Raw genomic sequence first — 20,401 nt, forward strand, 5'->3', positions numbered from 1 at the left:
CACGTGAAGACGGTGGGCACGCTTCGCTTTGCCCACCCTACGAGATCAACCTAGCCCTTCGGCGCCTGCTTCTCCGACGCCGTCGCCGGCTTGCCCTTGGCACCGCCGGCGACGCGAACCTGGTCGCCGTCGGAAAGGCCATCCGGCGGGGCAGTGATGACGCGGTCGTCGGGTGCGATGCCCGAGGCGAGTTCAATCTCCTTGCCGAGATCGCGTGCGATGGTCACGGTCTTGAACTGCACCTTGTCGTCGGGACCGACGGTCGCAACACGCAGACCGCTGCCGTTGAAGATCAGGGCACTGGCGGGAATGCTCAGCGGCGCGGTGTCGCGCTGAAGGTTGAGCTTCACGCTGGCATAGCCGCCGGGCATCAACTCGCCGTTGGAATTGTCGAGCCGAAGCTGCATGCGGGTGGTTCCTGAGGCGACGTCGACGGCCTGCGAAGACGCCTCGACCGTCGCCTGGAATGTCCGGTTCGGGTATTCCGGCATGACCATGGTGGCCTTGGCGCCGATCTTGATCGCAGGCACGTAGTTCTGGGGAACGTTGACGTAAACGCGCAGCTTGGTGATGTCGGAGACCACGAACATCGCCGGGCCGGAGCCGCCGCCGGCATTGATCAACGCGCCGACGTCGGTATCGCGCGCCGTGACCACGCCATCGAACGGCACCGTGATCTTCTTGTAGCCGGCCAGCGCTTCAAGCCGTTCGACATTTGCCTGGCCTGAGTGGACGGCCGCGTTCTTATTGGAGAGATCGGCGGTGCGCTCGTCGATCTCCTGCGCGGAGACGAAGTTGGAGGCGACCAGCGTCTTGCGCCGGTTGAGCGTTGCTTCCGAGAGCCTGGCACTGGCCTGCTGGCTGGCGAGGTCGGCGCGGGCCTGAAGCAGTTGCTGGTCGAGGTCGGGCGCCTCGATCTCGGCGATCACCTGCCCCGCCTTGACGCGCGCGCCCATGTCGACGCTCCAGCTCTTCAGATAGCCGGAGACGCGTGCGAAGATAGGCGCGCGGTAATAAGCTTCGAGCCGACCCGGCAGGTCGATGGTGCCGTTGAGGGATTTTGCGTTCGGCAGGGTCACCGCAACGCTGGGAACGGCCTGATCGTCGGTCCATTCCTTCAGCTTGGAGCCCTGCTCCTCGCGGGCACGAATGCCGGTACCCACGACGAGGCCTGCCGCAATCAGCGCCACCACGCCGAAGATGCCCAGTTTCCGGTGCGACACCGGGGAGCGGGGTTCAGTGGGCGACATGCGGAGTCTCCAATGGGGCGGCGGCTTTGGCGCCTTGTTTCTTGTGTACCATACTGAACACCACGGGAACAAACATCAGCGTGGCGAAAGTTGCAAAGATCAGGCCGCCGATCACGGCGCGGCCAAGCGGCGCATTCTGCTCGCCGCCCTCCCCGAGCCCCAGGGCCATCGGCGCCATGCCGATGATCATGGCGAGCGCGGTCATCAGCACCGGGCGGAACCGGACGAACCCGGCCTCGAGTGCAGCGGCGATGGGGTCACCGAGCTCCTCGTAGCGCTCGYGGGCGAAGGAGATCACCAGCACGCTGTTGGCGGTGGCAACGCCCATGCACATGATCGCGCCGGTGAGCGCCGGCACCGACAGCGTCGTCTCGGTCATGAACAGCATCCAGACGATACCGGCGAGCGCGGCCGGCAGCGCCGTGATGATCACGAACGGATCGGACCAGGACTGGAAGTTCACGACGATCAGGAAGTAGATCAGCACGACGGCACCGAGCAGGCCGAACAGCAATCCGGTGAAGGCGCTGTTCATGGTCTGCACCTGGCCGAGCAGCACCACGGAGGAGCCCTTCGGCACGTCCTTGGCGGTGTCGGCGATCACCTGGCGGATGTCGGCGGCGACCGCGCCGAGATCGCGGCCCGAGGTCGTGGCAAAGATCTGCACCAGCGACTGGATGTCGTATTGCGACACCACCGCGCTCGAGGTCGAGCGCTTGATGTCGGCGATGCCGCCGAGGATCGGCGATTGGGAATTGCCGGTGGCCGTGATCGGCAGCGTCTGGAGCGCGCTGAGCGAGTCGATCTGGTATTGCGGCGTCTGCATCACGATCGAGTAGGACACGCCGTTGTCCGGATTGAGGTAGTAGGTCGGCGCCACCTGCGAGGAGCCGGCGAGATTGACCACGAGGCTGTTGGTGACGTCGCGCTCGGTCAGGCCGACATATTGCGCGCGGGTGCGGTCGACATCGATGTTGAAGGTTGGGTTGTTCGGCGACTGCTGGATGCGCGCATCGGCAACGCCCGGGATCTTGCGAACCCTCGCCAGCAAATTGTTGGCGTAGGCAAAGTTGGCGCCGATATTGGCACCACGGATTTGCAGGTCGATCGGCGCCGGCGCGCCGAAGTTCAGGATCTGGCTGACGATGTCGGCCGGCAGGAATGCGAAGCTGACGCCGGGGAACAGGCGCGGCAGCTGCTCGCGCAGCACGCGCACGTGCTCTTCCGTCGGCTTGTGGCCCTCTTTCAGCTTGATCTGGATGTCGCCGTCCTGCGGGCCGATTACGCCCGTGTTGTTGTAGGTCATGTTGATGCCGGAGATCGGCATGCCGATGTTGTCGGTCAGCGTCTCGATTTCGCCGGGGATCAGCTTGCGGATCGCCTTCTGGACGTCGGCGAGCTGGTTGGCCGTCTCCTCCACGCGGGTGCCGACCTGGGTGCGGACATGCATCAGGATATTGCCGGCATCGACCGCCGGGAAGAAGTTGCGCCCGAGGAACGGCACCAGCGCGAAGGACGCGCCGACCACGCAGAGGAAGCCGATCACGAACACCGCGCGGTGCACCAGCGCCAGTCCCAGCAGATTATGGTAGCCGCCGCGGATGCGCTCGAACCGCTTCTCGAAACCGCGCTGGAACCACACCAGCGGATTGCGCGACTTCGGCGGCGCGCCCTCGTGATGGACGTGCGCCTGCAGCAAATAGTTCGCCATGGTCGGCACCAGCGTGCGCGACAGGATGAACGACCAGATCATCGCGAACATCACGGCTTCGGCCATGGGCACGAACAGGAAGCGGGCGACGCCGGAGAGGAAGAACATCGGCACGAACACGATGCAGATACATAGCAGCGAGACGAAGGCCGGCGTCACGATCTGATTGGCGCCGTCGAGGATCGACTGCTCGACCGGCTTGCCCTGCTCCAGATGGTAGTTGATGTTCTCGATGGTCACGGTGGCATCGTCGACGAGGATGCCGACCGCGAGCGCAWGGCCGCCGAGCGTCATGATGTTGAGCGTCTCGCCGATCGCCGACAGCATGATGATGGCGCCGAGCACCGAGAGCGGGATCGAGACCGCGATGATGACCGTGGAGCGCCAGCTGCCGAGGAACAGCAGGATCATGACGCTGGTCAGCAGCGCCGCGATCACGCCTTCGATCGCGACGCCTTGAATCGCACCGCGGACGAACACCGACTGGTCGCCGATGAAGCCGATCTTCAGCGCGTCCGGCAGCTGGTCCTTGACGTCGATCACCTTCTGCTTGATGCCGGCGATGATATCGAGCGTCGAGGTCGCGCCCGCCTTCAGCACCATCATCAGCACCGAGCGGTTGCCGTCGACGTGGACGATGTTGGTCTGCGGCGGATTGCCGTCACGCACGGTCGCGACGTCGCGCACATAGACCATCGCGCCGTTGACGGTCCTGATCGGCAGATTGCCGAGCTCGTCGATCTTCAGCGGCGAGTTGTTGAGCTGGATGTTGTATTCGAACTGGCCGATCTTCTGGGTGCCGACCGGCGTGATCAGGTTTTGGGCTGCGAGCGCGTTGGCGACGTCCTGGCCCGACAGGCCACGGGCCTGGAGCGCGGTAGGATCGAGGTCGATCTGGATTTGGCGCTGCTTGCCACCGAACGGATACGGGATCGCCGCGCCGGGCACCGTGACCAGCGGGGTGCGCAGATTATTGATGCCGATATCGGCGAGGTTCTGCTCGGTCAGGCCATCGCCCGACAGCGCCACCTGGATGATCGGCACGGTCGAGGCGGAGTAGTTCAGGATCAGGGGCGGCGTTGCGCCCGGCGGCATCTGCTTCAGCAGCGTCTGCGAGATCGCGGTGACCTGCGCGTTGGCGGTGCGGATGTCGACGTTCGGCTGGAAGAAGATCTTGATGATGCCAAAGCCGTTATAGGAGTTAGCTGTAATATGCTCGATGTCGTTGACGGTCGTCGTCAGCGCGCGCTGGAACGGCGTGGTGATGCGGCCGGACATCTGGTCCGGCGGCAGGCCGGTGTACTGCCAGACCACGCCGATCACGGGGATGCGGATGTCCGGGAAGATGTCGGTCGGCGTCCGCAGGGCCGCGAGCGGCCCGATGATCAGGAGCAGAAGCGCGAGCACGACAAACGTGTAGGGTCGGCTCAGGGCAATACGGACCAGAGCAATCATTGGTCAGGCAATTCCAAATCGGGGACAGGGAACACGCCCCACGGGTTCCTAGGGCTGATTTACCCGAACACCGTGGAAATGGCCAACGACAGCGCCGCCCCGTCCGGTCACTTCCCTGCTATCGCACTGCGAAATCGCATTCCAGATATGCAGCCTGCGGCCGGAAGATTACGAAAGCGGCTCACCCCCACGTAAAAAAGCGGCGCCCGCAGGCGCCGCCTTCAGAACTGCGAGCGTGTCCCGGCTTAGGCCGCGCGGACGTTGGTCAGGAACTTGCTGACCTCGGTCTTGAGGCGGCTCGAGTCGTTGGACAGCATCTGCGCTGCCGACAGCACCTGCGAGGAGGCCGTGCCGGTCTCGGTCGCGCCGCGCTGCACGTCGGTGATGTTGGAGGAGACCTGCTGGGTGCCCTGCGCCGCCTGCTGCACGTTGCGGGCGATCTCCTGGGTCGCTGCGCCCTGCTCTTCCACCGCAGCCGCAATCGCCGAGGAGATTTCGGAGAGACGCTCGATGGTCGAGGAGATCTCCTTGATGGCGCCGACCGAGTCGTTGGTCGCCGCCTGGATGCCGGAGATCTGCTGGCCGATCTCGCCGGTCGCCTTGGCGGTCTGCTCGGCSAGCGCCTTSACCTCGGAGGCGACSACCGCGAAGCCGCGGCCGGCTTCACCGGCACGCGCCGCCTCGATGGTGGCGTTSAGCGCCARSAGGTTGGTCTGGCCCGCGATGGTGTTGATCAGCTCGACGACGTCGCCGATGCGAGAAGCCGCCTTGGACAGCTCGCTGACGCGCTCGGTGGTGGCACGGGCCTGGCCGACGGCGTCGCCCGCCATCCGCGCTGATTCCTGCACCTGACGGCTGATCTCGCCGACCGACGAGGCCATCTCCTCGGTGGCCGAGGCCACCGACTGCACGTTGGTCGAGGCTTCCTCCGAGGCCGCGGCGACCGTAGTCGCCATCCGCTGGGAGCGGTCGGCAGTCGAAGTCAGCGTCGAGGCGGAGGCCTCGAGCTGGGTCGAGGCCGACGACACGGTCTGGACGATCTCGCCGATCATCGTTTCGAAATCGCGGGTGATGCCGTCGACGCGGCGGCCGCGCTCGATCTTGGCTTCGGCATCGGCGGCGGCGGCCTCGTCGGCGGCTTTCTTGGCGATCAAGGCTTCCTTGAAGATCTGGAGCACGTCGGCCATGGCGCCGATCTCGGTCTTCTCGCCGCGATGCGGGACTTCGGCGGAGAGGTCGCCCTTGCCGAGCGCCTGCATCGGTTGGATGATCGAGTTGATGCCGGCGGAGACGTCCTGGACCAGGTAGAAGCTGACGCCGATGCCGATGATCACGGCGGCGCCGAGGATGATCGAGACCAGCATGAAGGCATAGAAATAGCTGTCGGCGGCATCCTGGGCAGCCTGGTCGCCGCCCTTGGTGTTGAGATCGATGTCCTTCATCAGGACCTCATCCGACGCAAGGCCGATCTTGTTGACCGTCTTGGTGTTCAGCTCCTGGGCGTCATGCGGGACCTTGCCGGCCTCCTTGCGCGACAGCGCCATGACGTCTTCGGTGCCCTTCTTGTAATCGTCCCAGAGCTTGGCCCATTCGTTGTACAGCCGGCGCTCCTCGGGTGAGGTGATCATCGGCTCGTAGGCCTTGCGGGACTTGGCGAGCGCCTCGATGACGGTGCCGGCCGTCTTTTCGTTGGCGAGCTTCTCCTCGAGGGTCTCGGACAGCATGTGCTGGCGAACGACGTTGCGGTAGGTGATGACGCTAGCGCGGAGTTCGCCGAGCACCCGGACGCTGGGCAGCCAGCTCGTGGTGATGTCGGTGGTGTTGGCGTTCATCGACCGCATCTTCGTGACGGCGAGCAGGCCCATGCCGGTCATCGCGACCAGCAGGAACGCCACGACACTGATGATCTTGGCGCGAATGGAAATGGTGGCGAACATAATCGGGTCTCGTTGTGCTGGCGCGGGCGCGCGTCCGGGAGGTCTTAACAATCAACCAAAAGGAGCGACGCCGACATCAGACAACAGAGCGACTGAGCGACTGAGCAGATGTTAACTACGACTCCGTTCGAGTACGGAGCCTGAAAGAGATGAACAGGCAGCTAAGAACGCCCTGCGCTCAGCGCATGAGCCCAAGCGCGTCCGCGAAGAATTCCGGCCCGCCGAAATTTCCGGACTTCAGCGCGAGCAACATATCGCCTGCTTCAGCGCCGACGGCGCGCAGCACCGGGACGCCCGCAGCGATCTCAGCGCCGACCAGAAAGCCGGGAATCCCGAGGCGATCGACGACGGCGCCGGAGGTCTCGCCGCCAGCCACGACCAGCCGCCGGACGCCTGATTTCACTAGGCTTTCCGCAATGTCGGCCATCGCCTGCTCGATCGCGTGACCGGCTGCGTTGCGGCCGTGACGCGCCTGAAGCGCTGTGACCTGATCTGGCGTCGAGCTCGATGCGATCAGCACCGGACCTTCTGCCAATCGCGGCCTCGCCCAGTCCAGCGCGCGCTGCGCTTCGCCGTCTCCCGTAAGAATACGGTCCGGGTCGAGACGAAGCACCGGCATGACCTTTTCCGCGCTCGCGATCTGCTTGAGCGTCGCCTGCGAGCAGCTTCCGGCAAGGCACGCCGCCGGTCCACCGACGGCAGCACCGGTCTCTCCGCTCGACGCGGCCGATTTGACCTTGCCGGTCGAGACTAGCGCACGGGCAAGGCCAAGGCCGATGCCGGAGGCACCGACCGACAGCCGGTGCTGGGCCGCGACGAGGCCGATGGTCTCGAGGTCGTGGTCGAACACGGCGTCGATAATGGCGGCGCCGATGCCCTTGCCGGATAATTCGGCAAGCCGGGCCCGCACGGCCTCCGCGCCGCGGGTGACGGTGGCGAGATCGACGAGGCCCACTTGCGTCTTGCTCTGGCGCGCCAGCACCCGCACCAGGTTGGAATCGTGCATCGGGTTGAGCGGATGGTCCTTGAGCGGGCTCTCGTTCAGCGGCACGGCGCCGACGAACAGATTGCCCTGGTAGACCGTGCGACCGGTCTCCGGGAAGGCCGGCGTCACCAGCACGACGGCCTCGCCGTTATCGGCGCGCAGCGCGTCCATCACCGGGCCGATATTGCCCGCATCGGTGGAATCGAAGGTCGAGCAGATCTTGAACAGCACATGGCGCGCCCCGCGGCCGCGCAGCCATTTCTCTGCCGCGCGCGAGCGCGACACGGCAAGGCCTGCCTCGATCGAGCGGCTCTTCAGCGACACCACGACGGCGTCGACCTCGGGCAGCGTGAGATCGTCCGCGGGCACGCCGATGGTCTGCACGGTACGCAGGCCCGCGCGCGTCAGCGTATTGGCGAGATCGGAGGCGCCGGTGTAGTCGTCGGCGATGCAACCCAGTGCGAGCGTCACGGCTTCACTCCCGCATAAGGCTTGAACCAGGCGAGGCCATCGGTGGTCTTGCCGCGCGGATTGTATTCGCAGCCGACGAAGCCGGTATAGCCGAGCCGGTCGAGTTCAGTGAACAGGAACGGATAGTTCAGCTCCTCGCCGTCGGGCTCGTTGCGCGAGGGAACGCTGGCGATCTGGATGTGCCCGATGATCGGCATCATCTCGCGCAGGCGCATGGTAACGTCGCCGTGGATGATCTGGCAGTGATAGATGTCGAACTGGAGCTTCAGGTTCGCCAGTCTCAGCTCCTGGATCAGGTCGCGCGCGAAGCCGAAATCGTTGAGGAAGTAGCCGGGCACATTGCGCGCATTGATCGGCTCGAGCACGATGTCGATGCCGTGCGGAGTAAAGAACTCCGCAGCCCACGCCACCGATTTGTAGAACGCCTCGATCGCGACGCGCTCGCCGCGGTTGGCAATGCCGGCCATCAAGTGCAGCCGCTTGACGCCGGTCGCCTTGGCGTAAGGCAACGCGGTCTCCAGGCTCGCCTTGAGATCGGCGAACCGCGCCGGCAGCGCCGCAAAGCCCTTCTCACCGGCGTTCCAGTCGCCCGGCGGCAGGTTGAACAGCGCCTGCGTCAAACCGTTGCGCTTGAGCCGCTCGCCAACCACTTCGGCCGGATGCTCGTAGGGAAAGAGGAATTCGACCGCGGTGAAGCCCGCTTGCGCGGCGGCGTCGAAACGGTCGAGGAACGGCACCTCGGTGAACATCATCGAGAGGTTGGCGGCAAAACGGGGCATTGGAATCCTCTTGGCTCTACTTGTCGCCGGGAAGTTTTACGCCGGTGACCTGCGCGTACATGCGCGCCACCGAGGCGTCGTCATCGCGGCCCATGCCGGCAGCGGATGTCATCAGGAACATCTGGAGAGCGGCGGCCGAGACCGGCACCGGGAAGCGGGCGCTGCGCGCCATGTCCTGGATGATGCCGAGGTCCTTGACGAAGATCTCGACCGCGCTGCGCGGCGTGTAATCGCCGTCGAGCACGTGCGGCATGCGGTTCTCGAACATCCAGGAATTGCCGGCGGAGGCCGTGATCACCTCATAGACCTTGCGGATGTCGAGGCCCTGCTTGGCGGCGAACGCCATCGCTTCGCTGGCGGCGGCGATATGCACACCGGCGAGCAACTGGTTGATCATCTTGAAGGCGGCGCCCTGCCCTGCGGCATCGCCGAGCTCGTAGAGTTTTGCCGCCATGGCATCGAGCGCCGGCCGTGCCTTCGCAAAGGCAGCGGGACTGCCGGAGGCAAGGATCGTCAGCTCGCCTTGGGCCGCGCGCTGCGCGCCGCCGGAGATCGGCGCATCCAGATAGTGACGGCCGGTCGCCTCCAACTGCTTTGCGAGGCGACGGGCCACATCCGGGTCCATGGTGGCGGAGGACAGGAAGACGCTGTCCTTCGGCAGGGTCTCGGCGGCGCCATCCTTGCCGAACAGGATGGTCTCGGTCTGCGCGGCATTGACGACGACGCTGACGACGATGTCGGCGCCCTTGGCCGCTTCCGCCGGCGTGCTGGCGCCTGTGCCGCCGTCCTTCACGAAGCGCGCCACGGCGTCAGCCGAGACGTCGCAGCCGGTCACCGCATGACCGGCGCGCTTCAGCGAGGTCGCCATGCCGAACCCCATCGAGCCGAGCCCGATGACCGCGATACGCTGATTTTGTGTCGTGGAGGCGGACATGCAACTGACCCTTGCGAACGTTTCCTGGACGGCCGCCCTTTGCGGCGGCTCACTGATCCGAATAACACGGCTTGGCCGCGCTGCCAAAGCGTGAGACAAGCGGGCATGACGGCTATGAGCAACGAGACCCGGCTGCGTGAGGATATCTGCCGCTTCGGACGGTCCTTGTTCGAGCGCGGGCTGACGCCGGGCTCTTCCGGCAATATCAGCGTCAAGATGCACGACGGGGGTTGGCTCGTCACCCCCACCAACGCCTCGCTCGGCTTCCTCGACCCGGCGCGACTGTCGCGGCTGGACGCACGGGGGCGCCTCCTCTCGGGCGATGCGCCGACCAAGGAAGTTCCGCTGCACACCGCGCTCTACGACACGCGCGAAAGCGCGCGGGCGATCGTGCATCTGCACTCCACCCATTCGGTCGCGCTCTCGATGCTGCCCGAGATCGACCCGCGCGCCGCGCTGCCGCCGATGACGGCTTATTATCTGATGAAATGCGGCGCCACTGCGCTTGTGCCCTATTACCGCCCCGGCGATCCCGCGGTTGCGGATGCGATCAAGGGACTGGCGGGCAAATATTCATCCGTGCTGCTCGCCAATCACGGCCCGGTGGTCGCCGGCGACACGCTTGAAGCCGCGGTGTTCGCGACGGAGGAGCTGGAGGAGACGGCGAAGCTGTACCTGCTGCTGCGCGGGATGAACCCGCGGTATTTGTCGCCGGAGCAGGTGAAGGATCTGGTGAAGGTGTTCGGGGTGACGCTGCCGGAGCATGGGCACGAGCATTAGCGCCACCGTCTCGTGACGAGCGCGATGGCGCGGCCTCACTCACCGCTGTCATTCCCCGCGAAGGCGGGGAATCCAGTACGCCGCGGCTTCTCCGTAGCCAATTAATGTCTCTGGAATACTGGATCGCCCGCCTTCGCGGGCGATGACACCGATCGTGTAGAACCCGCGTGCACAGCAGCTTGTGACTACAGCCCCAGATACGCCTTCCGTACGTCCGGGTTCCCCCTGATCTCGGCTGCCGGGCCCTGCATCAGCACGCGGCCGGTTTGCAGGATGTAGGCGCGGTCGGCAATTTCGAGGCACTCGGCCATGCGCTGCTCGACGATCAGCACGGTCATGCCGGCGTCGCGGATGCGCAGTACCGCCTGGAAGATTTCGTCGACCAGCTTCGGCATGATGCCTTGCGAGGGCTCGTCCAGCATCAGCAGCCGCGGGCGCGTCATCAACGCGCGGCCGATCGCGAGCATCTGCTGCTCACCGCCGGACAGCGTCTCGGCGCGCTGCTCCAAACGTTCCTGGAGACGCGGGAACAGCGTGAACACGAGATTGAGCGGCCCCTCGCGGTCGGCGTCGCCGCGGTACAGATAACTGCCGAGGCGCAGATTGTCGCGCACCGACAGGCGCGGGAACAGGCGGCGGTTCTCCGGCACATAGGCGATGCCGGTGGCGGTGATGTGATGCTGCGCCATGCCGTCGAGACGCTTGCCGTCGAACGTCACCGTGCCCGAGCGCGGACGCTCGGCGCCGGCGATGGATTTGAGCAGCGTCGACTTGCCCGCGCCGTTGGCGCCAGCGACGCAGACGATCTCGCCCTTCTGGACCTCGATCGAGACCGCCGAGATCGCGACCAGACCCTGATAGGCGGTCGTGACTTCATGCACCGACAGCATGACGATCTCCCAGATATGCGCTGATCACCTTGGGATCGCGGACGACGTCGGAAGGCTTACCCTCGACCAGCACCTTGCCGAGGTCGAGCACGATGGCGCGGTCGACCAGTGGCATCACGATCTCCATGACATGCTCGACCATCAACACGGTGATGCCGGCATCGCGCACCTTGCGCACCAGCGCGACGCCGGTCTGCGCCTCGGTCGGCGTCAGGCCGGTCAGGACTTCATCCAGCAGCAGCAGCTTTGGTTCGGTCGCCAGCGCACGGGCAACTTCGAGGCGGCGTTTCTCGGCCGGCACGAGGTCGCTCGCGAGCACGTCGGCGCGCGCGGCAAGGCCGGTGAATTCGAGCACCTCATGCGCCTTGCGGCGTGCCTCGCGCATCACGGTGTTGCGCACGAGAGCACCGACAATGACGTTGTCGATAACAGTCATGGTCTCAAAGCTCTTGACCACCTGGAAGGTGCGCCCGACGCCACGCTGGCAGCGCTCGGCCGCCGGCATGTTCGTGACATCCTCGCCGTCGAACCAGATCGACCCTTGCGTCGGCGGCAAGACGCCGGCGATGAGATTGAACAGCGTCGACTTGCCGGCACCGTTCGGCCCGATCAGACCGACGATCTCGCCGCGGCCGACCGAGATCGAGACATCGCTGTTGGCGACGAGGCCGCCGAACCGCTGCCAGACGCCGCGGGTTTCAAGGAGCGCAGTCATCGCGTGGCTCCTCTTGCTTTCGAACGGGAGAACAGGCTCACCAAGCCGCGCGGCAGGGCCAGCGAGATCGCGACGATCAGGGCGCCGTAGACGATGAGGTCAACGCCACGGCCTGAGCCACCGATATAAGAGCGCGTCAGCTCCGTCATCGGGATCAGGATGGCAGCCCCAAGCACAGGCCCCCAGAGGGTGCCGATGCCGCCGAGCACGGCCGGCAGCGCCATCAGCAGCGAGAACTGGAAGCCCATCACGCTTTCGGGGTCGATATAGGCGAGAAACTGCGCATAGAAGGCACCGCCGATGGCGACGAGGAAGGCGGAGACCGCGGCCGCGCCCATCTTGGAGTTGAACACGACGACGCCGAGGCTCTCGGCCGCTTCCGGATTGTCCTTCACCGCGCGCCACCAAAAGCCCCATTTGGAGTCCTCCAGCCACCAGGTGACGAACCAGGCGAGGCTGCACAGCACCAGCGCGAAATAGAAGTACGGCAGCTTGCTGCGCATGAACTGGAATTTCAGCCAGCTGTCGCCGCGCACGGGAACGGTGATTCCCATCGCAGCCCCCGCCCATTCCCAGTTCTGGAACAAGAGCAGTCCGATTTCGGCGATGACGATGGTCGCGATTACGAAGTAATGGCCGCGCAGGCGGAAGAAGGGATAGCCGAGCCCCATTGCGATGATCGCCGCAATCACGCCGCCGGCGAGCATGCCGAACCAGGGCAGCACGCCGAACTTGGTGAACAGCAGCTCGGTGGTGTACGCGCCGATGCCGAAATAGAGCGCGTGCCCCAGCGAGATCTGCCCGCAATAGCCGGACAGGATGTTCCAGCTCTGCGACAGCGCCGCATACATCAGGGTCAGGATCAGGATGTTCTGGACGTAAACATCCTTGATCAACAGCGGAGCCAGCGCTGCGAGCCCGGCCAGCACTGCGGCGATGATGAGGTCGCGGCGGCGCCGCGCTGCAAAAGCCTTGTCCATCACATCGACCCGAACAGGCCGCGCGGCCGGATGAAGACGACGAGGAGATAGACGGCATAGATGCCGACGGACTTCAGCGATGGCGGCAACACCAGCGCGGTCACCGCTTCGACCAGGCCGACAATGATGCCGCCGGCGAAGGCGCCGAACACGCTGCCGAAGCCGCCGAGCGCCACGGTGACGTAGGCGATCAGCGCGAACGACGCGCCGACATCGGGATAGATGTAGAAGAACACCGCCATGATCGCACCGGCGAGACCGACCAGCGCGGCGCCGAGGCCCCAGCCGAACGCGAACACGCGGTTCTTGTCGATGCCGACGAGCGCGACGGCGCCGGGATCCTCGCGGGTGGCTTCCAGCGCGCGGCCGAAGTCGGTGCGGTGGATGAAGAGGTAGAGCCCGGCGAAGGCCGCGATCGAGACCAGCGCACCGATGAGCTGCGGCTCGGGCAGGAAGATGCCGGCGACCGAGATGGTTTTACCGCCGAGCCAGGACTGTGGAATGCTGCGATAGTCCGGCGTGAAGAAGTACTGCGCGAGGCCGCGCATCACGATCGCAAGGCCGAAAGTCGTGAAGATCTGCACCATGCCGGCATTGGCCTTGGCCCGCATGGCGAAGCGTACAAGGAGTAGATAGACCACCGCTCCGAACACGAACATCGCCGCTGCGACCAATGGGGCCGACAGCAGGGGATCGATCGCGAAGAACGCGAACAGAAAGAAGGACAGGTACATCGCGAGCATCAGGAATTCGCCATGGGCGAAGTTCGTGACGTCCATCAGGCCGAAAATCAGCGCGAGGCCGACCGCGATCAGTCCGTAGAGCAGGCCCATCAGAAGGCCGCTCGCGAGACTCTGGATAATGGCTTGAGCTGTCAAAAGTCGTCCCCCGAAATAGATCCTCATCCTGAGGAGCGCGCACCAGCGCGCGTCTCGAAGGATGGCCAAGCCCTCGCCCTTCGAGACGCGGGCTTCGCCCGCTCCTCAGGATGAGGGCGGGAGCTACGCCCGAGCTCCCGCTTCCCAATCTTACTTCATCGGCCAGGTCGCTTCGGCGATCGCGGCCTGCGGCGGGAAGATGGTGACGAACTTGCCGCCGATATATTGCAGCAGCACCGGGTCGGCGTCGTTGTTCTGGCCGGCCTCGTCGAACTTGACGCGCTTCCAGGGCATGATGGTCTGCTCACCCGGGATGTCGGTCGCAGCCAGTGCATCCCGGATCTTCTCGCCGTCGGCCGACTTGGCGCGGTTGACGGCGTCGGCCAGGATGATCAGGCCCATGAACTGGCGCGAGGTCAGGTCGTTGAAGTCCTTGCCCGAGCGCGCCTTGAACATCTCGTTGATCTTGCCGACCATGGGGCGCTTCTGCGCGAGATCGAGCGAGAAGGTGCCACGGGAGATCACACCCTCGAGCTTGTCGCCGACGGCATCATAGAGCGCCTTCTCCGAGAAGCCGGCGTCCTGCGCCACGATCGCGTTCGGCTTGTAGCCGAGCTCGCCCATGGTCTTGACCAGCAGGATGCCGTCGGTGGTGTAGCTCGAGGGCATCAGCACGTCGGCATTGGCGCTCTTGAGCTGCTGCACTTCGGCCGACAGCGACGGCGAATTGGCGCGATACTTGATGTCGGAGACGATCTTGTAGCCGCGCTCGCCGGCGATCTTGGCCTGGGCGTTCCCGGAATCGGTGCCGAAGATGGTGTCCTCGTGGAACAGCGACAGCGTCTCGATCTTGGTGCCCTTCTTCTTCAAGGCGTCGAAGAAGTCGAACATCGCAGCCGAGTACATCTCGTCATGCGGGGCGGCGCGGAAGTAATATTTGAGGCCGCGGCGATGCAGGCTCGGCGAAGAGTTGTCGGCCGAGACGAACGGGATCTGGTAGCGTTCGCAGATCTGGCTGACGGTGACGGCGACCGCGCTTTGATAAGTGCCGATGATCGCGGAGACCTTCTCCTGCGTGATCAGGCGCTCGGCTTCGGCGCGGCCCTTTTGCGGATCGGCCTGGTGGTCGGCGAACACGAGGCGGACTTTTGCGCCGCCGAGGCCCGGCAGACCTTCGCCCTTGGCCAGCGGCAGATCGAAATCGGTGTCCTTGTTGATGACCTCGAGCGCGGTCTCATAGGCCTTCTGCGCGTCGACGCCCTGCTGTGCGCTGCCGCCGGAGAACGGATAGATCACGCCGATCACGACCTCGGAGGTCTGGGCGCGTGCAGCGAGCGGCACCAGCGCGGCAGTGGCGGTGGCACCAAGCAGCACGTCGCGGCGAGAGATCGTCATGGCAAAGTCCCCTGTTACTAAATTTCGACTGATCGAATGGAGCGATTGATGGATGCGGTAAAGCCCGAAGAAGCAGCAAACGCTGCCTACTAAATCACGGCCATGTTCCGGTTCTTCAGATCCGTCACCAGCATCAGGCCGGGCGAATGCGTGATCGCGAACGGCAGCCTGGCGGCGTTGATCACCGATTGCGGCGTCACGCCGCAGGCCCAGAACACCGGGATCTCGTCGTCGGCGACGGGCACGGGATCGCCGTAATCCGGCTTGGCGAGATCCTTGATGCCGATCAGGTGCGGATGGCCGAGATGCACGGGTGCACCGTGCACGGCGGGATAACGCGAGGTGATCTGCACCGCGCGGATCGCATCGGCCGGCTTGAACGGACGCATCGACACCACCATGGGACCGGCGAACGGACCGGCCTCGCCGCAGGCGATGTTGGTGCGGTACATCGGCACGCGCACGTTCTGCTCGATGTGGCGGATCGGCATGCCCTCGTCGAGCAACGCCTCTTCGAACGAGAACGAGCAGCCGAGCACGAATGTCACGAGATCGTCGCGCCAATGCTTGGTCACGTCGGTCGGCTCGTCGACCACCTCGCCGTCGCGCCAGATGCGATAGCGCGGCACGTCGGTGCGGATGTCGAGATCGGCGCCGAGCGCGGGGATGTGCGGACTGCCGACGTCGGACATGCCGATGATCGGGCATGGTTTCGGATTGAGTTGGCAGAAGCGGTGAAAGGCGCTGGCATATTCGGCCGGCAGGATCGCCAGATTGCCCTGGACGAAGCCGGGAGCGACGCCGGCGGTAGATCCGACCTGGCCGCCGCGATAGGCGAGCCGCGCCTGGCGGCTCGGGAACGTGTCGGGCGTTTCAGTTTGCTGCGCTGCCACCAAAACAGTCATTTGATCGACCTGCCTATAAACTCGACAAAGACAGCCAACACCAAGCATGCTATAAAGTCTAATCTTCCTTTCTAATCGATCTTGATAAATTAGATTTATCGATCGGGAAAATCCTTCTCATGCTGGACTTCAGGTCGATCGAAACCTTCCTTTGGGTTGTGAAGCTCGGCAGCTTTCGCGGCGCCGCAGCACGGCTCAATACGACCCAGCCGGCGATCTCCCAGCGCATCGCCCAGCTCGAGCGCGAGATGGGCGTAAAGCTCCTCAACCGCGATCATCGCGTTGCTTCGCCGACGCCGAGCGGCCGGCAGATGATGGTCTACGCGGAGAAGCTGATCGGCCTGAGGGCGGCGATGATCGCCGAGATCGGCGATCGCTCCGCAATGCGCGGCGTGATGCGTCTCGGCGTCGCCGAGACCATCGTGCACACTTGGCTGCCGCGGCTCGTCAAGAGCATGAACGAAGTCTATCCGAACCTGTCGCTGGAGATCGAGGTCGACATCACGCCGAACCTCACTGCGCGCCTGCTCGCGCAGGAGATCGAGCTTGCCTTCGTGGTGGGGCCGCTGTCGGCCTCCGGCGTCCACAATCGCGTGCTCGCGGATTATCCGATCGGCTTTCTCGCAAGCCCCTCGCTCGGACTCGGCGACGGCCCGGTGACGCGCGCCGACCTCGCGCGGTTTCCGATCATCACCTTCCCGCGCAAGACCAGGCCTTACGAGGTCGTGCGCGAAGTCTTCGACCGGCCGGAGCTGCCGCCGATCCGGCTGCATGCGTCCGCATCGCTGGCGACGGTCATCCACATGGCGGTCGAAGGGCTCGGCATCGCCGTGATCCCCGATGCCATCGTCGAGAACGAGCTCGCCGACGGGCGGTTACAGCTGCTCGAAACCGATCTCGCCATAGCGCCGCTGACATTCACAGCGAGCTGGCTCGCCTCGCCTGACGTCGTCGCGGTGGAGCGCGTCGCCGAGCTCGCACGGCAGATTGCGCAGAGCAGCCTCGCGGTTGACGAGTCCGCGCCGGCGCGTCATTGAAAAAGGCGCCGGACAACCGAGAGACCGACCGCATGAGCCGAGCCGCCACCAATCTGCAGATCGATTCCGCCCGCCTCTGGGGCTCCATCCATGAGACCGCCCAGTTTGGCGGGACGGCCAAGGGCGGCGTACGGCGGCTGACGCTGAGCAGCGAAGACAAGCAGGTGCGCGACTGGTTCCGCAAGGCTTGCGAGGACGCCGGCCTCGATGTGCACACCGATGCGCTCGGCTCACAGTTCGGCCTGCGCAAGGGCCGCGACATGTCGAAGCTGCCCGTCGGCATCGGCTCGCATCTCGACACCCAGCCGACCGGTGGCAAGTATGACGGCATTCTGGGGACGCTCGGCGCGCTGGAGGTGATCCGCACGCTGAACGATGCAGGCATCGAAACCGAAGCGCCGATCTGCGTCGTCAACTGGACCAACGAGGAAGGCTCGCGCTTCGCACCGGCGATGATGGCCTCCGCCGCTTACGTCGGCGATTTCACTACCGATGACATCCTGTCGCGCAAGGATATCGACGGCACGACCGTCAGCCAGGCGCTCGACAGCATCGGCTATCGCGGCGACAAGCCGGTCGGCTTCCAGAAGCTCGGCTGCTTCGTCGAGCTGCACATCGAGCAGGGTCCGATCCTCGAGGCCGAGGGAAAGACCATCGGCGTGGTCGATTCCGGCCAGGGCGTGCTCTGGTATGACGGCAAGATTTCCGGCTTCGAGAGCCATGCCGGATCGACGCCGATGCCGCTGCGGCGCGATGCGCTCGCGACGCTCTCGGAAATCGTGCTGGCGATGGAGGCCATTGCGAAGAAGCATGGGCCCAAGGCAGTCGGCACCATCGGCGAGGCCGTGATCGCAAACCCATCGCGCAACGTCATTCCCGGCGAGATCGCCTTCACCATGGATTGCCGCAGCGCGGATGGCGCCATCATGGACGCGCTCGATCGCGATTTGCGCGCCGCCATTGCCGAGATCGCCACGCGCCGCAAGGTCGAGGTCAAGATCGACCTGGTCTGGCGCAAGCCGCCGACGCATTTCGATCCCAAGCTGATCGCGGCGGTCGAGAACGCGGCGAAGACGCTCGGCTATTCCTCCCGTCGCATCACCTCCGGCGCCGGCCACGATGCCTGCAACCTCAACACCGTCATGCCGGCGGCGATGGTGTTCGTGCCCTGCAAGGACGGTATCAGCCACAACGAGCTGGAAGACGCCACGCAGCCCGACTGCGCCGCGGGCACCAACGTGCTGATGCATACCGTGCTGGCGATCGCCGGCGTCGCGTCCTGATCGGAGAGAGCCATGCGCGGAGTTTTCGTCGACGCCAACGAAGCCCTCGCCGTGATCATGGAGCGGCTGGAGATATCAGGCGACCCCAAGGTGCGGATCCACAGGGATCCCGACATCAAGCCGGAGCAATATCCTGAAGTCCTCGATGGTGCGGAGATCGCCATCGTCGACCACACGGCGCTGCCGACCGAGGTCGCGAAGAAATGCGCGGGGCTGAAGCACGTCGTGTTCCTCGGCACCGGCGCGCGCAGCTACATGAATCCGGAAGAACTCGCCGAGCTCGGCATCTCCGTGCACCTGATCAAGGGGTATGGCGACACGGCAGTCGCGGAGTCCGCGATCGCCCTGATGTGGGCCTCCGCCCGCGTCATCGCGATGATGGACCGCGAGATGCGCGTCGGCAATTGGCTGCGCGAGGACGGCATGCAGCTGACCGGCAAGACGCTCGGCCTGATCGGCTTCGGCGGCATCGCCGCGGAAGTCGCACGCATTGCGGTCGGCTCGGGCATGAAGGTGATCGCCTGGAACCGGTCGCCAAAGAGCCATCCGGGCGTCGAGTTCACCGATCTCGACACGCTGCTGGCGAGAAGCGACGTCGTGTCGCTGCATCTGCTGCTCAACGACGAGACGCGCGGCATGATCACGCGCGAGAAGATTTCTGCGATGAAGCCCGGTGTCATCCTGATCAACACCGCGCGTGCCGCGGTCGTCGACGAGCAGGCGATGATCGACGCGCTGAAGTCCGGCCACATCCGCCATGCCGGCCTCGACGTCTTCAACATCGAGCCCCTGCCCGGCGACCATCCGTTGACAAAACTGCCGAACGTGACGCTGTCGGCGCATTCGGCCTTCCGCACGCCGGAAGCGAGCGAGAACCTGATTGAAGCGGCATGGGTCCATTGCCGCCGGATCGTGAAAGGATAAGAGCGACAACAATGGCCGACTATCGCACCATCAAGGCACTGCCGCTCACCAACGTCGTCCGTGCCATCGTCAAGGCGGGCGGGTCTACGGACCGCGAAGCCGAGCTCGTGGCCACCAACCTCGTCGAGGCCAATCTTAGAGGACATGACTCGCACGGCGTCGGCATGATCCCGCGCTATGTCCAGAGCGTCACCACGGGCGGCCTCGCCGTGAACGCGCACGTCAAGATCGTGCTCGACACCGGTCCGCTTCTCACCCTTGACGGCCTCACCGGCTATGGCCAGGTGATCGGCCATGAAGCGATGGAGCTGGCGGCAGAGCGCGCCAAGCGCAACGGCGTGTGTCTCGTCGGCCTCTCCAACTCGCACCACATCGGCCGCATCGGCCATTGGGCCGAGCAGTGCATCGACCACGGGCTGGTCTCGATCCACTTCGTCAACGTGATCTCGCGCCCGATCGTGGCGCCGTGGGGCGGCAGCGATGCGCGCCACGGCACCAACCCGTTCTGCGTCGGCATCCCGCGCAGGGGCAAGGACCCGATCGTGCTCGACTTCGCCACCAGCAGGATCGCGCAGGGCAAGACCCGGGTCGCCCACAACAAGGGCGTCGAGCTCGAGCCCGGCACCATTATCGACAACGAAGGCAAGCCCACCGTCAATCCGCGCTACACCGTGATCCCGCCGCACGGCGCCATCCTGCCATTCGGCGAGCACAAGGGCTCGGGGCTCGCACTGGTGTGCGAAATCCTCGGCGGCGCGCTGTCCGGCGGGCAGGTGGTCAAGGGCCCGTCCGACGGTAAGTACAACGTCCTCAACGGCATGCTCTCGATCATCATCGATCCGGGCAAGCTCGGCACCGGCGAAAACCTCGCGAGCGAGGTCGAGAGTTTTGTTGCCTGGCACACCGGCTCGCCGCCCGCTCCCGGCGTCGACAAGGTGAAGATCGCCGGCGATCCCGAGCGCGAGACCAGGAAGAAGCGTCTGGCCGAAGGCATTCCGGTCGACCCGACCACCTGGCAGGAAATCCTGGAGGCCGGGACGAAGTTCGGGCTGGATCAGGCGGCGATCGAGAAGATCGCGGGCTAGTCGGGAA

General features: G+C 65.1%; 17 protein-coding genes. 5 read left to right on the top strand and 12 right to left on the bottom strand.

From position 1 onward, the window contains the following. Positions 1–50: 50 nt before the first annotated feature. The 6 genes from AB4Z51_RS22260 to ltnD form a co-directional block, all read right to left on the bottom strand. Positions 51–1,250 (bottom strand): efflux RND transporter periplasmic adaptor subunit, encoded by a 1,200-nt coding sequence (locus AB4Z51_RS22260; RefSeq protein ID WP_085403936.1) that lies wholly within the window; start codon positions 1,248–1,250, stop codon positions 51–53. Beyond that, the gene (locus tag AB4Z51_RS22265) at positions 1,237–4,416 is read right to left on the bottom strand and encodes an efflux RND transporter permease subunit (protein WP_441497972.1); all 3,180 of its coding nucleotides are present in this window, start codon (positions 4,414–4,416) and stop codon (positions 1,237–1,239) included. Before AB4Z51_RS22265 ends, AB4Z51_RS22260 begins: the two co-directional genes overlap by 14 nt. Before the next feature lie 245 nt (positions 4,417–4,661). After that, on the bottom strand, positions 4,662–6,353 hold the full coding sequence (locus tag AB4Z51_RS22270; RefSeq protein WP_063984694.1) for a methyl-accepting chemotaxis protein: 1,692 nt from the start codon (positions 6,351–6,353) through the stop codon (positions 4,662–4,664). Between the two features lie 178 nt (positions 6,354–6,531). After that, on the bottom strand, positions 6,532–7,809 hold the full coding sequence (gene otnK, locus AB4Z51_RS22275) for a 3-oxo-tetronate kinase (RefSeq protein ID WP_441497973.1): 1,278 nt from the start codon (positions 7,807–7,809) through the stop codon (positions 6,532–6,534). After that, positions 7,806–8,588, bottom strand: coding sequence for a 2-oxo-tetronate isomerase (gene otnI, locus AB4Z51_RS22280; protein ID WP_441497974.1), 783 nt, complete (start codon positions 8,586–8,588; stop codon positions 7,806–7,808). Before otnI ends, otnK begins: the two co-directional genes overlap by 4 nt. Positions 8,589–8,604: 16 nt before the next feature. Next, complete coding sequence (gene ltnD, locus AB4Z51_RS22285; RefSeq protein ID WP_441497975.1) at positions 8,605–9,744, bottom strand: L-threonate dehydrogenase; 1,140 nt, start codon at positions 9,742–9,744, stop codon at positions 8,605–8,607. On the opposite strand from ltnD, the gene otnC reads away from it, so the two are divergent. After that, positions 9,628–10,302: a 3-oxo-tetronate 4-phosphate decarboxylase gene (otnC, locus tag AB4Z51_RS22290; protein ID WP_441497976.1), complete on the top strand. Its 675-nt coding sequence runs from the start codon at positions 9,628–9,630 to the stop codon at positions 10,300–10,302. The genes ltnD and otnC overlap by 117 nt on opposite strands. A 185-nt stretch (positions 10,303–10,487) precedes the next feature. Here the strand turns inward: otnC and AB4Z51_RS22295 are convergent, their stop codons facing one another. From AB4Z51_RS22295 to AB4Z51_RS22320, 6 genes are all read right to left on the bottom strand, one after another. Next, positions 10,488–11,192, bottom strand: a complete 705-nt coding sequence (locus AB4Z51_RS22295; RefSeq protein ID WP_085403940.1) for an ABC transporter ATP-binding protein — start codon at positions 11,190–11,192, stop codon at positions 10,488–10,490. Then, positions 11,176–11,907, bottom strand: coding sequence for an ABC transporter ATP-binding protein (locus AB4Z51_RS22300; RefSeq protein WP_028146884.1), 732 nt, complete (start codon positions 11,905–11,907; stop codon positions 11,176–11,178). Before AB4Z51_RS22300 ends, AB4Z51_RS22295 begins: the two co-directional genes overlap by 17 nt. Next, entirely contained in the window at positions 11,904–12,887 is a 984-nt protein-coding gene (locus tag AB4Z51_RS22305) for a branched-chain amino acid ABC transporter permease (RefSeq protein WP_063984699.1), read from the bottom strand. The genes AB4Z51_RS22300 and AB4Z51_RS22305 overlap by 4 nt, the downstream gene beginning before the upstream one ends. Next, a complete protein-coding gene (locus AB4Z51_RS22310; RefSeq protein ID WP_063984700.1) occupies positions 12,887–13,765 on the bottom strand; it encodes a branched-chain amino acid ABC transporter permease in 879 nt (292 codons plus the stop codon). The genes AB4Z51_RS22305 and AB4Z51_RS22310 overlap by 1 nt, the downstream gene beginning before the upstream one ends. A 150-nt stretch (positions 13,766–13,915) precedes the next feature. Next, positions 13,916–15,160 carry an ABC transporter substrate-binding protein gene (locus AB4Z51_RS22315; protein ID WP_085403942.1) on the bottom strand — a complete coding sequence of 415 codons (1,245 nt, stop codon included), beginning with the start codon at positions 15,158–15,160 and terminating at the stop codon, positions 13,916–13,918. An 89-nt stretch (positions 15,161–15,249) separates the two neighbouring features. Next, a complete protein-coding gene (locus tag AB4Z51_RS22320; protein WP_441497977.1) occupies positions 15,250–16,065 on the bottom strand; it encodes a putative hydro-lyase in 816 nt (271 codons plus the stop codon). Between the two features lie 119 nt (positions 16,066–16,184). On the opposite strand from AB4Z51_RS22320, the gene AB4Z51_RS22325 reads away from it, so the two are divergent. Genes AB4Z51_RS22325 through AB4Z51_RS22340 form a run of 4 tightly spaced genes read left to right on the top strand, consistent with a single transcriptional unit; the run spans position 16,185 to position 20,394 of the window. Beyond that, positions 16,185–17,102, top strand: a complete 918-nt coding sequence (locus AB4Z51_RS22325) for a LysR family transcriptional regulator (protein ID WP_071915762.1) — start codon at positions 16,185–16,187, stop codon at positions 17,100–17,102. Between the two features lie 32 nt (positions 17,103–17,134). Continuing rightward, positions 17,135–18,385 carry a Zn-dependent hydrolase gene (locus AB4Z51_RS22330; RefSeq protein WP_441497978.1) on the top strand — a complete coding sequence of 417 codons (1,251 nt, stop codon included), beginning with the start codon at positions 17,135–17,137 and terminating at the stop codon, positions 18,383–18,385. Between the two features lie 12 nt (positions 18,386–18,397). Continuing rightward, on the top strand, positions 18,398–19,309 hold the full coding sequence (locus tag AB4Z51_RS22335; protein WP_441497979.1) for an NAD(P)-dependent oxidoreductase: 912 nt from the start codon (positions 18,398–18,400) through the stop codon (positions 19,307–19,309). Positions 19,310–19,320: 11 nt separating this feature from the next. Then, a complete protein-coding gene (locus AB4Z51_RS22340) occupies positions 19,321–20,394 on the top strand; it encodes a malate/lactate/ureidoglycolate dehydrogenase (protein ID WP_441497980.1) in 1,074 nt (357 codons plus the stop codon). Positions 20,395–20,401: the final 7 nt, after the last annotated feature.

The sequence above is a fragment of the Bradyrhizobium sp. 2TAF36 genome (genome assembly GCF_052114925.1).
Classification (GTDB): Bacteria; Pseudomonadota; Alphaproteobacteria; order Rhizobiales; family Xanthobacteraceae; genus Bradyrhizobium; species Bradyrhizobium barranii.